Source organism: Arthrobacter sp. TMT4-20 (assembly GCF_054510775.1).
Genome location: NZ_JBTNDW010000011.1, coordinates 1 through 13,536, shown reverse-complemented (window position 1 = coordinate 13,536; position 13,536 = coordinate 1). Strand labels below are relative to the sequence as shown.

Below are 13,536 nucleotides of genomic sequence, written 5' to 3'. Positions count from 1 at the left end.
GCGCGCGACCAGGCAGAGGGGAGAGGGAAATATAATTCGGCGGGGGCCATGGTTACAGCATAGAACCTTCGGGGCGCCGCCCCGGAATGAGTCGGTCCCCCCGGATCAACCCGCCATCACCCGCGCCAGGGCGGCAAACCGCTCATTGTCCGGCAGGTCCTCGAGGAGCACTGACTGGCCGTCAGATCCGGCGAGGGGGATCCGCCAGTTGGGGTACTCGTCCTTGGTCCCCGGTTGGTTCTGGGTGCGCCGCTCCCCCACCGCATCCGTCAGCGCGACGCCGAGCAGCACCGAAGGAGTTCGCACAATGAACCGGTGCAGCGCTTCTACAGTTGATTCCACCGTGTCGGCGGCGCCTCCGGCAGTTGGTCCCGTCACTGCACGGACCAGTGCCAGCACCGAGTCCTGGGCCGCCTGGTCGGCCGAGCGTTCTTCCTCAACCGGTCGGTTCAGCAATCCAAGTGACTCCCGCAGGTCAACGTGTTCGCCCGCCAGGTACCCGGCGGACGGCGGCAGGTCGTGGGTGGTGACGCTGGTCAGGCACGCCTGGCGGTAGCTTTCGGGACGGCGCGGGCCGTCGTTGTCGTGCTCGAACCAGAGGATCGAAGTACCGAGGATGCCGCGCTCGGCCAGGTAGTCCTGCACCCCGGGCTCAAACACGCCGAGATCTTCGCCGATGACGACGGCGCCGGCCCGCTGCGCTTCGAGGGCCAGGATGCCGATGAGCGCCTCGTGGTCGTAATAGACATAAGTGCCGTCGCCGGACCCGCCGCCGGCGGGGATCCACCAGAGGCGAAACAGGCCGAGGATGTGGTCCACGCGGATACCACCGGCGTGTTTCAGGACCGTGCGCAGCATGTCCCGATAGGCGGTGTACCCGGATTCGGCCAGGCGGCCAGGATGCCACGGCGGCTGGCTCCAGTCCTGGCCCTGCTGGTTGAACATGTCTGGTGGTGCGCCGACGCTAATCCCTTCCGCGAGGACGCTGCGCAGGGACCACGCGTCGGACCCGTGGGAGTGCACGCCGACGGCCAGGTCATGGATGATACCGATGGTCATCCCGGCGTCGAGCGCGCCCTGCTGCGTGGCGGCAAGCTGTTCATCGCAGAGCCATTGCAGCCAGAGGTGGAACCCGATCCGGTCCGCCAGAGCTACGCGCCGGGTGTCGAGGTAGGACTGGTCGTCCCACTCGGGGGCTCCCGCGGGCAGGGTTTCTGCGAGCGCGCACCAGAGGGCGAAGCTTTCCAGGCCCTCACCTTCCTGCGCCCGAAACTCATCGAAGGAACGTTGTCTTTCGTCGCTCAGTGGCACCTGGTGGATGCTCTCCAGCGCGCTGAGCTTCGCGGCGTAGCTGCTGTCCCGGTCCAGAATGTCAGCGTCGCTGTTGGCCTGCCGCAGGGTCACAGCATCGTGTTCGATGGCATCCCGCGCACCGGCGGTCAACGCCGCGTACTCGGGGACGTTCTCCACCCGAAGATAAAGGGGGTTGAAGAAGCGCCGGGTAGACGGCAGATACGGTGAGGGTTCGACAGGAGGAGCGGGTTCGGCGGCATGCAAGGGGTTAATCAGCACAAACCCCGCCCCCCTGCTCGCCGAGAAGGCTGCCAGCTGACCCAGGTCAGCGATGTCCCCGACCCCCCACGAGTCCTTGGACCGCACCGAGTACAGCTGGGCCATCAGCCCCCAGGTTCGGTTGAGCCGCGCCGTGGTGTTCAGCCGCTGTGGAGTCACAACCAGTGTGCACTCTGCGACGGCGCCATCAGCCTGGACCGCATGCAGGGTATGCCACCCGAGCGGCAAATCATCCGGGAGGGTGAGGTGCAGGCGCTCCAGGGGGACGCCGTCGATCTCTGACTGCTCAACGGCACTGCCGGACAGCTCCAGCTCCCTCAGCTGTCCGTCTTCGAGCACGAGGCGAATGGTCGGCCGGCTTCCCGCTGGGGAAATAATCGGAACGTCCTGGACCACCGTTTCCCGGCCGACGACGACGGGAGGGAGCGTCCGCCGCCAGGGAGCCGTTTCGGCGTCGTGCAGCGCCCGGACGGCGTCGTCGTTCGTTTCGCAGGCAACACCGAGCGCGCTCAGCACTTTCGTCAGGGTCTGCGGGCTGACACTCTTTTCCTGGCCGTCCCAGCCCCGGAACGCTGTGCCCACGCGGTGAGCCTCGGCGAGGCGGATCAGGAGGTCTGGCTCGGGTGGTCTGGACGTGCTGGATGTTTCGGTTGCAGGCATACCCTCAAACCTAGGGGGTTGAGAGGTGGTTCGCTACGCTGAACCGATGAATGAACAGCAGCAAACCCGGCTCACAGCGACCGTGACCGGAACCGTGCAGGGTGTCGGGTTCCGCTACTACACCCGCAAACGGGCTTTGGCGCTGGGGCTCTCAGGTATCGCCTCGAACCGGGCAGATGGGTCGGTGCTGATCGTGGCCGAGGGCGCCGATCTGGCGGTCCGTGAACTGGCCTCCTGGCTTGGCTCCGCCGCCGCTCCCGGACGGGTGAACGACGTCGACGGGTCCTACGGTGCTCCGACCGGCGAGTTCACTGATTTCTCAACCGAATAAGTCCCGCCGGGCGGCCGGCTGGCACCTTCCGCGTGCGGGAACGCGAACCAGTGCTACCGGACCCAGACGTGCGGGGCGGGGCGCCTGGTGCTCGGCAAGGAGTTGTTCAGGCGCCACTCGTGGATCCATTCCGGCAGAACCAGACCCGCAGGGGGCTGCCCCAGAGCGGCGAAAATGTCCTCGTTGCTGACCGGGCCGTTCTTGGAGACCAGCCGGGTGGCGATGACCGCCTTGGCGTAGATCTCGCCCCCACTGACCATGCGCTGCTCGAAGTAGATGGCACGCTCGTCGAACCCGACAATGCGGGTCTCGATGGTGTACTGCTGACCCAGGGTCAGGGATTTGCGGAAGCTGATGGTCTCGCCGTTGGCTACCGGGCTCCAGCCCCTACGCCGCATCATTGACCAGGTGCCGCTGCGGATCATCAGGTCGAACCGTCCCAGGTCCATGAGGGAGAAATACATGCCGTTGTTGACATGCATTGCGATGTCAATGTCCGTGGGCAGGACACGGAGCGGCAATGAAGACTCTCCCCAAATACTCAACTTTGGGCGGCGTCTGGAGGTGAACAGGGTCAGCAGGGTCCGAAACAGAAGGTGCATGAACCTATATTACCGGCCAGTAACATCCGGGGTGCAAGCACGCGACGGGTCGTTGCCGCCGGACGAGCCCCGCACCGGTTCCTGGCCGCTGGGCTCACGGCCTTCCTCCGGCATTGTGCCTAGACTCGGGTAATGACAGCTCCGTATCCGTACGCCCTTCCCTTTGACCGGTACCGTGCGCTGCTGGCCCGAGACCACTCCCGGATGGTTGAGTTGGCGCCCTCGGCCCTGACCTCTGCGGTATCCGCCTGCCCGGGCTGGACCGGGGAGGACCTGATTCGCCACACGGCGATGGTGTACCTTCACAAGTCCGAGTCCATCCGGACCGGTGCCAGGCCGACCGGGACCTGGCCGCCACCAGAGCTGGACCAGATGCAGCCGATCCCCGCGCTGCAACAGTGCTACGCGCGGCTGATGGACCAGTTCGATGCCCACGCACCAACGGATCCGGCTTTCACCTGGGTCAAGGACGACCAGACGGTCGGCTTCTGGATCCGCAGGCTCGCCCACGAAACATCCATCCACCGCTATGACCTCGAATCCGCGCTGGGCCATCCCCACCCAATCGACCCCGACCTTGCGGTGGACGGCATCGATGAAATCCTCACCGTGATGCTCGTCCGGAGCAAGCCCGACGACGACGCCAGCGGCGCCAGCATCACCCTGCGGAGCGCAGGACTAGCCTGGACCCTGACTATCGCCCCGGACGTCGTCACCCTTGAACGCCAGGTCAGTGACCGGGCTGATGCCCAGATCAGCGGCAGGCCCGCCGAGTTGCTGCTCTGGCTCTGGGGCCGTGGACCACTGCCGGAAGGAAACCCGCAGAGCGGCGCGGCGGACGAACTCCGACGACGTCTGGCTTCAGCCACCTAGGGCAGCGACCCTGGGCAACCACCTCACCGTAGTGACGACGGAGGACGATCTGACAACGGCAACACCCCGACGGCTACCCCGGGTTCCGCCGCGACCGCGGACAACGTCAGATCCTGATGTCCTCTGACTGGAAGAGGGCGCTGACCGATTCTCCGGTGTGGATACGACGGATCGCTTCGGCGAAGGCGTTGGCCACCGAAATGACTTTCAGTTTCGGATGGGCCTTGTCTTCCCCGATGGGAACGGTGTCGGTGCAGAGCACCTCAATGACGTCGTCGCGCTTGGCGATCCGCTCGACGGCTCCGTTGGAGAAGATGCCATGGGTGCAGACCACCCGCGCCTTCCGTGCTCCCATTTTCGCCAGGTGATCCAGCAGCTCCAGAACGGTGCTGCCGTTGGCGATCTCGTCGTCAAGCACCACGATGTCTTTGTCTCTGACGTCGCCGATGATGGAGGTGATTCGGACTTGGTCATTCTCAAACCGTTCCTTGGCCCCGGCGGCGACCGGCGTGCCCAGCAGTCGGGAGAACGCCGTCGCGGCCTTCGCGTTCCCCAGATCCGGGGACACCACGATGGCGTTACTCAGGTCCAGGTCCTTGAAATGGGCGGCGAGTTCCCGCAGGGCGTGCAGCTGATCCACGGGAACGCCGAAGAACGCCTGCACCTGCGGCGCGTGCAGGGTCATGGTGAGGACCCGGGATGCGCCAGCGGTGGTGAGAAGATCCGCCACCAGCTTGCCGCCGATGGAGATGCGCGGTGCGTCCTTCTTGTCCGAACGCGCGTACGAATAGTGTGGCATCACGGCCGTGATGCGTCCCGCGGAGGCCCCGCGGGCGGCGTCGATCATCATGAGCAGCTCCATCAGGTTCTCCTGCACTGGCTTGACCAGCGGCTGCACAATGAACACGTCCCGTTCACGGCAGTTCTCCAGCAACTGCACTTCCAGGCAGTCGTTCGCGAAGCGCTGCAGCCGTGACGGGAGCAGCGGCACACCCAGGTGCCCGCAGATCTCCTCGGCGAATCCCCCACTTGCTTGTCCACTGAAAACGGCGATCTCTTTGATCAACGGCTTACCTTTCCACGGCAGTTGGTGGGGATGATGCTGTGGACACCATTGTCGTACAGATTGACCCGCGGCGGTTGCCGGTGAAGTAACGTTGGTGCCGGATCGGAGCCCTACCGAACCGACAATGACGTCTATTCACAGGAGAACCCAGCCATGCCGACCTCCGGTCCCCCAGCAAAACAAAAAACATCAGCGGTGTCGGCTGCGATGCGTCCGATCAACTCGGTGGTTGAACGCTTCCTCCCCAGCGCGCTGGTGTTCGCCGTCGTACTCAGCCTCGTCGTCGCTGTCGCCGCGCTGATTTTCACGGATGCGGGGCCGGTCGACGTCCTCAACGGGTGGGGCGACGGCCTGTCAGGGCTGCTCGCCTTTATGACCCAGATGGCTCTCATCCTGTTGCTCGGCCACGCGCTGGCCCACACCGGCCCGGTCCGGAAACTGCTGGCCCGTCTCGGCGGGATCCCCCGAAGCCCGATGCAGGCCTATGTTTTCGTGTTCGTGGTTGCCGCCACGGCGTCGCTGATCACCTGGGGGCTGGGCCTCGTCGTCGGCGGCCTGCTCGCCAAGGAGGTTGCCGCGCAGGCCCGCGAGCGCGGCATGGCACTGCATTTCCCGATGCTGGTCGCAGCAGGGTTCTCCGGTTTCGTGGTGTGGCATATGGGCTACTCGGGGTCCGGCCCCTTGACCGCGGCGACCGAGGGTTCATTCATCGCCGAGCAGCTCGGCACCACCATCCCCATCACCGAAACCACCTTCTCCTGGTGGAACATCACTGCCGCCATCGCCACGATCGTCCTGGTGAGCGCGGCCCTGGCACTGGTGTCTCCCCGCTCCGGGGACAGGATTTCCGAGCTGCAGGTCGACGCCCGGCACACCGATAACGTCGCGCTGAACGACGACGTCGTCACCCCCGCCGACCGCATCGACGCCAGCCGTATCCTCACCACGTTGTTGGGCCTGGCGCTGGTTGCCTACCTGGTGGTCCACTATGTGCAGGGCGGCACCGCCACCCTGGACATCGTCAATTGGACGTTCCTCGCCCTGCTCTTCCTCCTGGTCCGCAGCCCCTTCGAGCTGATCGCGCTGACCAAGAACGCTGCGTCAAACGTCGGCGAAATTCTTCTCCAGTTCCCTCTCTACGCCGGAATCATGGGCATCATGACGACGACGGGCCTCATCAACGTGGTTTCGGACGCCTTCGTGAGCATCGCCAACCCCACCACGTTTGGGTTGTTCGCCCTGCTCTCCGCAGGGTTGGTGAACTTCTTCGTACCATCAGGTGGCGGACAGTTCGCGGTGCAGGCACCGATCATGCTCGACGCAGCCGAACGGCTGGGCGTAGACCCCGCAGTAGCGATCATGGCCGTGTCCTACGGCGACCAGTGGACCAATATGATCCAGCCCTTCTGGGCCCTGCCGCTGCTGGCGATCGCTGGCCTGAAGATGCGCGACATCCTGGGCTACACCATGGTCACCCTGATCGTCTCAGGTGTGGTGTTCGCCGGGATCCTGCTGATTGTGGGGGCAAGCTAGGGCACGCCGGGACCGCCCAGCACCGCAGGCAGGCCCTGGTCCTTCACGAGGCGGCGAAGCCCGCCTTTCGGTGGCACCACCACCGGGGTGGGCCAGCGCGGGGGCAGGTTGTCGCCGAGGGTGACCCGGCGGATCTTGCGCCCCGCCAATGGCAGCACCCAGTCGTGGATCCATCGGCGCTGGGCGCGTTCCCACTCCCTGAATGTCCTTGGGACCGCTGGCTCCCAGTCCTTCAGTTTCACCGAGTGCTGCACCTCCAGGAGGTCCAGCACTCGGGTGGCCATGTATTTGTGGCCAGCCTTCGACATGTGCAGCCGATCCGGCCCCCACATGCGCCGGTCCTCATAGGCTTCGAAGCCCCAGTAATCCACCAGGTCCGCGCCGTACCGGTCCGCGATCTGGCGGACGCCGTCGTTATAGAGCTGGTGGCGCTTGCGCAGCAGCCGGAGCGCGGGGGACACATCGACGTCGTACCCCGTGAACAGGAGCACCCTGGCCCCGGTCGCCGCCAACGGTGCCACCAGCTCCTCGTACGCCGTGAGGAGGAGCGGCACCGAGGTTCCGGCGTCGAGAATGTCATTGCCTCCGGCGTAGAGGGTGATCAAGGTGGGGCGCAGTGCCAGCGCTGGTTCCAGTTGCTCGGCGGTGATGTGGCGCAGTCGTTTGCTGCGCACCGCCAGGTTTGCGTATTCCCATCCCGGCTGGTCCTTCGCCAGCCGTTCGGCCACCCGGTCGGCCCAGCCGCGGACGCCGTTGGGCAGGTGTTTGCTCGGATCCCCCACCCCCTCGGTGAAGGAATCGCCGAGCGCCACGTACCGCCGCGTGCGCTCGCTCATACCGCGGTGGCGGCTACACCGCCCTGGGCCTCAGAGACGAAGCAGCGCATGTTCCTCCATGACCTCTTCATAGTGCTGGACCAACAGCTCGCAGAGCACCGGCCAGGTGCGGCCCTGCACGCTCGCGAAGGCGGCCTCCGCGAACGCCTGACGTTTCGCGTCATCCCCGATCAGGTCCATCACCTGGCCGCGCAACTGGTCCAGGTTGCCCGGCGTATAGAGCCAACCGGTACGGGAGACATCGACGAGGTCCAGGGGTCCGCCCCTGCCGGTGGCAACGACCGGCACGCCGGAGGCCATGGCCTCCTGGATGGTCTGGCAGAAGGTTTCGAGCTCGCCGGGGTGCACAAAGAGGTCAAGGCTGGCGACGGCTGCTGCCAGTTCCTCCCCACCGAGGAACCCCGTGAAGACCGCGTTCGGGAGGGCCTCCTCCAGGGTGCCCCGCAGGGGGCCATCGCCGATGATCACCAGTCGGGTGTTTTCGATATCAGCCAGGACCCGCAGATCCTCAACCTGCTTCTCGGCGGCGAGCCGGCCAACGTACCCGATCAGGCGTTCCCCTCCGGGGGCGAGCACCGACCGCAGGTTGTGGTCCCGCCGACCGGGGTGGAACCGCCGCGTATCGACCCCCCTCCGCCACAGATGCACCCGCGGAATACCGTGCCCGCGCAGCTGGTCGACAGCTGAGGTGGACGGCGCCAGGGTGCGGGCGGCGCCTGAGTGAATGTTTTCGACCCGCTGCCACGCCCAATTGGCGAGGAATGGGACACCGTAGCGGGCGGCGTAGCCGGGGACATCAGTCTGGTAGACGGCAACCACGGGAATGCCAAGCTGCTCGGCAGCACGCACCGCCCGCCACCCCAGCTCAAAGGGCGAAGCGAGGTGGATGATGTCCGGTGCGAAGTCCGCCAGAATATTGCGTACCCGGGTGACACCGCCCAGCGCCACCCGGACGCTCCCGTACCCGGCCAGGGGCACGGCGGGCAGCCGGTGGATGCGGACCGTCCGTCCACGGTTAGGCTCAGCCCCGCCGGCCCCGGAGGGGGCGATCACCAGCACCTCGTCGCCTCGCGCCGCGAAATGCTCGAGCATTTTCTGGACGGAATGGGTTACCCCGTTCACGGCGGGCAGGAATGTTTCAGCAACAATCACGATCCTCACACCCCCACGGTGCCACCGCCGGATTGGTCAGAGGTGACGGGCGGGTGTCCCCGATCCGAAGGGTCGGTGAACAGCAGGCGACGACGACGACGGGTAGCGGCGGCCCGACCGACCCTACGGCCAGAGCAGGGACCGCGACCAGCCGTCGCCGTCACTGGCATAGCGCAACCGCAGGTGTCGACGTTCGGGGTCGGCCTGCCAAAACTCGACGGTGTCCGGGACCACCGTGTAAACCGTCCAGGTGGCCGACCCGGGAGCGGCAGCTTCACCGTCGAGGGCGTCGAACCGATCCAGCTGGGCAGCGACGGCGGCGTCGAGTTCCTCCCGATCGCGCAGGCGGCTGCTCTGCTCACCGGCGAGCACCAGCGCTCGCGCCACCGGGTGGCGGCGGCGGAAGTCGGCGTCGTTCTCCTCGACGCCCGCGGGGCGAACCTTGCCCCTGATGCGGATCTGACGGCCCATCGTGGGCCAGAACAGGGTCAGGGCGGCCGCCGGGGAACCCTGCAGTTGGCGGCCTTTGGGACTGTCGCTGCTGCTGGCGAAGGAAAACCCCTGCTCAGTCACGTCTTTCAGGATCACCACTCTGGCGTCGGGGATGCCGTCCCGATCCACCGTTGCAACGGTGACTGAATGCGGTGCCATCACCGCGGCATCGACAGCAGCCGCCAACCATTCATGGAAGAGGTGCACCGGCGAATCCGGTGCGGCTGCAGGATCGAAGTGAGGCAGCTCATCGGGGAAGACCGGGACCCCGTGCACCAGGTCGCGCAGTGATTGGTGATCATTCATCCCCTCAGCCTAGGTCCCGCCGTCGCGTTAGAGTCGACCAATGACATCCGACAAGGACCATTTCGTTGGCGGCAGGGATTATACCCGCTGGACCACCCCGGTGGGACGGGTCACAGTGCGCTGGGTGCGTGCCCTGGCCCGCTGGATCGGACCGCGCTGGGCCATGCTGCTGATCCTGGCGGTCGGCGTCGGCATCGCGGTGTCCCTGGCCCTCGCGTCGGCCGAAGTGTATGAGGCGGTCGCGGAAACGGATGGGATTGCCGTCGTGGACCAGCCGGCCCTTGATGCGTCAGTGCAGCTACGTAATCCGGTCCTCGTGGCGCTGGCGAGCGGTTTCACGTTCCTGGGCGGTCCGATCATGATGCCGCTGCTTACCGCCGCAGCGATTGCCGGCCTGTGTTTTCGACGCCGGTCCCTGACACCGCTGGTCCTCGTGGCGGTGGCAGCCTCCGGGTCGCTACTGATGACCGTGCTGGGGAAGAACGCGATCGGACGGCTGCGCCCACCGCTTGAGTTTGCGGTCCCACCGTACGAATCGTCGCCGTCGTTCCCGAGCGGACACACGCTGAACGCCATGGTGATCAGCGGCATCATCGCGTACCTGCTCGTGCTGGGGGCGCACCGCAACCGCTCACGCGCCCTGATCATCGCCGGCGCTCTGATATTCACCCTTTTGATGGCCGCCACCCGGGTCTATCTGGGCCACCATTGGGTCACGGATGTGGTGGTTGCTGCCACGCTCGGCCTTGGGTGGTTGGCAGTGGTGATCACCACGCATCGGCTCTGGCTCACGATCTCCGACCCGCGTGAGCCCACCTAGCCGGACCGCTACGGGGTGGTTGGTCCGAGTGGCCAGCGCAGGAGTGCTGCAATCCGGTGCGGGTCGAGCGCCCCGGGCGGGAACAGCACGACGTCGGCGTCGGTGAGCGCGGCCGCGCGAAGGAGAGCCGAGGGCGCTGAAAGGGTACCGATCAGACGGGCGCCGGAAATCTCGTTCGTCGAAGCCGCGATCCAGGGTTCGGCGGCGAGCGCCAGCAACCGCTGCTCGTCCCAGGCGGAACGCTCAATCAGGAGAGTCCCCACCTGACCCTGCTGAAGCGCATGAACCACAGCGCCCAGTCCTGCCACAGACTCGGGATGCTCTCTTCCCTGCTGGTTCTCGAAACGCTCCAGCAGTTGCTGCTGCTCTCCAGCGACACAGGCAGCCACCCGCGATGACACCTCCCGGGCAAACGCATCCCGGTCAGCCCCATCCGTCCGGGTGTGGCTCTCGACCACGCTCAGGATGGCCCGGCTCGCCTCCGACAGCTGTTCTGCCACGAGGTTCCGCGCCCGGATATCGCCGGCGAGGATCAACAGCTTCGCGCGGCTATTCCGCACCACCCGATCAATTTCATCGGCAATTTCCCCCGCGTTGGCGCGCCAGATGTTTTCGGTCCGGTGCAGATACCCGCCCTGTGACGTGCCACCGCCCGGGATCTTCTTGAGGTTTTCGGTGGACCCTTCCACCTCGGTGCTTTCGTCGTCGGACCTGTTGACCCGATGCAGGTGGATGGTTCCGCCGTCGCGGCCCGCCTCCGCCACCACATAGGCAAACTCCTGGGGGCGGTGCCGGACCAGTGGCACCAGATTAGGGACGGGGCCGACGTCGTGCACCTCCTGCATCACCAGCCGGCCTGGGAGGAACTCATCAAATGCCACCTCGCCGTCGTTGACCAAGAGGAATCGCGCCACGGGGTCTGGCAGACCCTTTGCCGAGCTGCTGAGCGCGGCGCCGACCGCCTGGATATCCTGCCGGCCTGCACCGGCCTTGTGGAGGGCCGCGGCGATCGCGTCGGGGCGTGCGTCATCGGCGTGGAGGGAATCCCCGGACCCGGTACTGGCGTCCATATAGATGGTGCACCATGGGCCGGGTCGTTTATACAGGGCGCTATGGGAATGCAGTGCTGCAGTCATCTCAACCCACCCGATTTCCACTCGCGACGGCCGCGCTGCGGCTCCCATGACGGTCTTCCTGTGGTGTCCCGCAGCTTCATGGCGGGCCTCCTGGTTCCTCCGGTGATCGACTTTGACCTCGCCGGAAATGTAGGGTTGCATTCGGTTTACCACTCTTCGCCTCTGATGAACAGACCCAGACGATGCGCAGCAAGTCCGCAACACCCCGAAAGTTCGACGACAGGCAGGACGCCGGCCGCCAACTCGCCCACGCTCTCCTGCCGTTCGCCGGTTCCCCCGGGCTGCTGGTCCTTGGGCTTCCCCGCGGAGGGGTGCCGGTCGCCGCCGAGATTTCGGCGGCGCTGAGCTGCCCGCTCGACGTCGTTCTGGTCCGCAAGATCGGAGTGCCGGGGTTCGACGAGCTGGCCATGGGCGCTGTCGCAACCGCCGGCGGTAGCCTCAGCACCGTCCGCAACGAGCGGGTTATTGCGGGCCTGACCGGTGACGGCAACGCAGCCTTCGAGGCGGCGATCGGCCCCGAACTGGTTGAACTGGCACGCCGGGAGGAACTGTATCGGGCCGGGTTGCCGCCGCTGGAGATCGCTGGGCGGACCATCGTCATCGTCGACGACGGCGTGGCCACCGGCGCCACCCTCCGTGCTGCCCTCCACGCCGTCCGACAGCTCCGCCCAGCCCAACTGTGGGTGGCAGCCCCGGTCTTCCTCGGACACTCCCTTGCCGGAATCCGTCCGCTGGCCGATCAGACGTTCTGGCTGTGGGACGCGCCGTCGCTCGGATCCGTCGGGCAGGCGTACCACCAGTTCGGGCAGGTGCCCGACGACGAGGTGCAACGACTCCTGCTGCGGCCCCCGGAATAAAAACGACCCATCGAGGGGTTGACATAACTAGATTGCTGGCAGTGGCCAGCCCCCTCCCGCACGTCACAACCTAAAGGACCAGCATGCCCACGGCCAGCATCAACGCCGAACCCTGCCGCACCGACCCCACCCCCGGCGGTGGTAGCCGCATCCGCAGCCTGCGTTCCCTGAAGCGGGGTGACCGCATCGAGGCCCGGCTCCAGCGCGAGGTGCTTTACCGCGGGCAGGTCGAGGAAACCGCCCCCGGGCTGGGGACCGTCTGGATGCGCGACGACGCAGTGGATACCCGGTTGGCGCTCAGCCAGGACGACTTCACCTTCTGGACCACCTAACCCGCCACCTTCCTCGGCGACCCGGCGCCCTGTGACTGTTAGCCAGGAATGGCGGTTAATCGCAGCTTCAGTTGGCGGTCCTGTCGTCCTATTTAGCGATCCCTGACCGCGACACTCATCCAGCGTTACTGGTAGGAATCGCCAGTTTCAGTCTCTTCACGCTACCTACGAATAATTCTGATCTTGGTAGGCCGGACGCAGACAAACCGGAACGGACGGGTTATTGCTCGAATAAGGCGCCAATCATCTTTCATTTGTTTCCTCATGAATTTAGCGTGCGATAGTTCGCCCCGAGTTCTGTTGCCAGCCCTTCCAAGTCTTTTTCACTCCGTTCTTGACCGGCCGCCTCCGCAAGGTCAAGTACAAGCCAGTTCCCTCCCTCGACAACGTAGATCGGGTCCTGTCCGTCTGCGTAAATCTCGGAACCGGAAACCCGATCCGCTTCGTTCTCGAACCAGACGATTTGCAAGAGGTCAGAACACACGGCGTACTCAGCCATAGGAGCGCCAGCAGACCTATCAACAATCGGCTCTGTCTCGCGATCCGCATCACAATCAAGGAAGTCATCTACTTCCGCGTAGACCGCGTCGAGTGATTCGTAGATAGGCATCGATCTGCTCGGCACCTCCGAACCTCCGTCGCAGCCCGCGAGTAGCGCCCCTAACCCGAGCACTAAAACAACGAATCGGAACCTACTTAGATCTACCATTGCACTCCCCCAAGTGTGTTTTATCGAAGATCCTACTCGATACGTGCCTTCTAGGCTGATCCCCGACCAATAGCGCATAGCCCACAGAATCTCCCACGGGCACCGCCCGAACAGTCCCCATATCTCTGGCTACCGTAGCCGATGTGTGGGGACTGTTCGGAATTTGGTGTTTTTGGCCTGATACGTCGGGCGTGAGTCTGGCGGGGAAGGTGCCGTGATGACGACACTGGATGCTGTGAAGAAAAACAAGGCGGAGCCC

14 protein-coding genes are annotated in these 13,536 nt (G+C 65.4%); 6 read left to right on the top strand and 8 right to left on the bottom strand.

Annotated elements, in window-relative coordinates; genetic code table 11:
- Nucleotides 1–105: 105 nt before the first annotated feature.
- The gene (gene malQ, locus ACX80Z_RS11615) at nt 106–2,232 is read right to left on the bottom strand and encodes a 4-alpha-glucanotransferase (RefSeq protein WP_459315977.1); all 2,127 of its coding nucleotides are present in this window, start codon (nt 2,230–2,232) and stop codon (nt 106–108) included.
- A 46-nt stretch (nt 2,233–2,278) separates the two neighbouring features.
- Here malQ and ACX80Z_RS11610 point away from each other — a divergent pair, with 46 nt between their 5' ends.
- Nucleotides 2,279–2,563 carry an acylphosphatase gene (locus ACX80Z_RS11610; protein ID WP_459315976.1) on the top strand — a complete coding sequence of 95 codons (285 nt, stop codon included), beginning with the start codon at nt 2,279–2,281 and terminating at the stop codon, nt 2,561–2,563.
- A 53-nt stretch (nt 2,564–2,616) separates the two neighbouring features.
- On the opposite strand, the gene ACX80Z_RS11605 is transcribed toward ACX80Z_RS11610, so the two are convergent.
- Nucleotides 2,617–3,165: an acyl-CoA thioesterase gene (locus ACX80Z_RS11605; protein WP_459315975.1), complete on the bottom strand. Its 549-nt coding sequence runs from the start codon at nt 3,163–3,165 to the stop codon at nt 2,617–2,619.
- A 132-nt stretch (nt 3,166–3,297) separates the two neighbouring features.
- Here ACX80Z_RS11605 and ACX80Z_RS11600 point away from each other — a divergent pair, with 132 nt between their 5' ends.
- On the top strand, nt 3,298–4,038 hold the full coding sequence (locus tag ACX80Z_RS11600; protein WP_459315974.1) for a maleylpyruvate isomerase family mycothiol-dependent enzyme: 741 nt from the start codon (nt 3,298–3,300) through the stop codon (nt 4,036–4,038).
- Between the two features lie 106 nt (nt 4,039–4,144).
- Here ACX80Z_RS11600 and ACX80Z_RS11595 read toward each other — a convergent pair whose 3' ends face one another.
- Nucleotides 4,145–5,101 carry a ribose-phosphate diphosphokinase gene (locus ACX80Z_RS11595; protein WP_459303633.1) on the bottom strand — a complete coding sequence of 319 codons (957 nt, stop codon included), beginning with the start codon at nt 5,099–5,101 and terminating at the stop codon, nt 4,145–4,147.
- 156 nt (nt 5,102–5,257) lie between these two features.
- On the opposite strand from ACX80Z_RS11595, the gene ACX80Z_RS11590 reads away from it, so the two are divergent.
- Nucleotides 5,258–6,637 (top strand): short-chain fatty acid transporter, encoded by a 1,380-nt coding sequence (locus ACX80Z_RS11590; RefSeq protein WP_459315973.1) that lies wholly within the window; start codon nt 5,258–5,260, stop codon nt 6,635–6,637.
- Here ACX80Z_RS11590 and ACX80Z_RS11585 read toward each other — a convergent pair.
- The 3 genes from ACX80Z_RS11585 to ACX80Z_RS11575 form a co-directional block, all read right to left on the bottom strand.
- Complete coding sequence (locus tag ACX80Z_RS11585; protein WP_019484114.1) at nt 6,634–7,473, bottom strand: SGNH/GDSL hydrolase family protein; 840 nt, start codon at nt 7,471–7,473, stop codon at nt 6,634–6,636. The two genes, ACX80Z_RS11590 and ACX80Z_RS11585, sit on opposite strands and share 4 nt — an antisense overlap.
- 30 nt (nt 7,474–7,503) lie before the next feature.
- Complete coding sequence (locus tag ACX80Z_RS11580; RefSeq protein ID WP_459315972.1) at nt 7,504–8,634, bottom strand: glycosyltransferase family 4 protein; 1,131 nt, start codon at nt 8,632–8,634, stop codon at nt 7,504–7,506.
- Nucleotides 8,635–8,748: 114 nt separating this feature from the next.
- Nucleotides 8,749–9,423, bottom strand: coding sequence for a pyridoxine/pyridoxamine 5'-phosphate oxidase (locus ACX80Z_RS11575; protein ID WP_459315971.1), 675 nt, complete (start codon nt 9,421–9,423; stop codon nt 8,749–8,751).
- 40 nt (nt 9,424–9,463) lie between these two features.
- On the opposite strand from ACX80Z_RS11575, the gene ACX80Z_RS11570 reads away from it, so the two are divergent.
- Nucleotides 9,464–10,243, top strand: a complete 780-nt coding sequence (locus ACX80Z_RS11570; RefSeq protein ID WP_459315970.1) for a phosphatase PAP2 family protein — start codon at nt 9,464–9,466, stop codon at nt 10,241–10,243.
- Nucleotides 10,244–10,251: 8 nt separating this feature from the next.
- Here the strand turns inward: ACX80Z_RS11570 and ACX80Z_RS11565 are convergent, their stop codons facing one another.
- A complete protein-coding gene (locus ACX80Z_RS11565; RefSeq protein ID WP_459315969.1) occupies nt 10,252–11,520 on the bottom strand; it encodes a baeRF2 domain-containing protein in 1,269 nt (422 codons plus the stop codon).
- Between the two features lie 41 nt (nt 11,521–11,561).
- Here ACX80Z_RS11565 and ACX80Z_RS11560 point away from each other — a divergent pair, with 41 nt between their 5' ends.
- Both ACX80Z_RS11560 and ACX80Z_RS11555 read left to right on the top strand, forming a co-directional pair.
- Nucleotides 11,562–12,236 (top strand): phosphoribosyltransferase, encoded by a 675-nt coding sequence (locus ACX80Z_RS11560; RefSeq protein WP_459315968.1) that lies wholly within the window; start codon nt 11,562–11,564, stop codon nt 12,234–12,236.
- 83 nt (nt 12,237–12,319) lie between these two features.
- Nucleotides 12,320–12,568: a hypothetical protein gene (locus ACX80Z_RS11555; protein WP_019484108.1), complete on the top strand. Its 249-nt coding sequence runs from the start codon at nt 12,320–12,322 to the stop codon at nt 12,566–12,568.
- Nucleotides 12,569–12,830: 262 nt separating this feature from the next.
- Here the strand turns inward: ACX80Z_RS11555 and ACX80Z_RS11550 are convergent, their stop codons facing one another.
- Nucleotides 12,831–13,178 carry a hypothetical protein gene (locus ACX80Z_RS11550; RefSeq protein ID WP_459315967.1) on the bottom strand — a complete coding sequence of 116 codons (348 nt, stop codon included), beginning with the start codon at nt 13,176–13,178 and terminating at the stop codon, nt 12,831–12,833.
- Nucleotides 13,179–13,536: the final 358 nt, after the last annotated feature.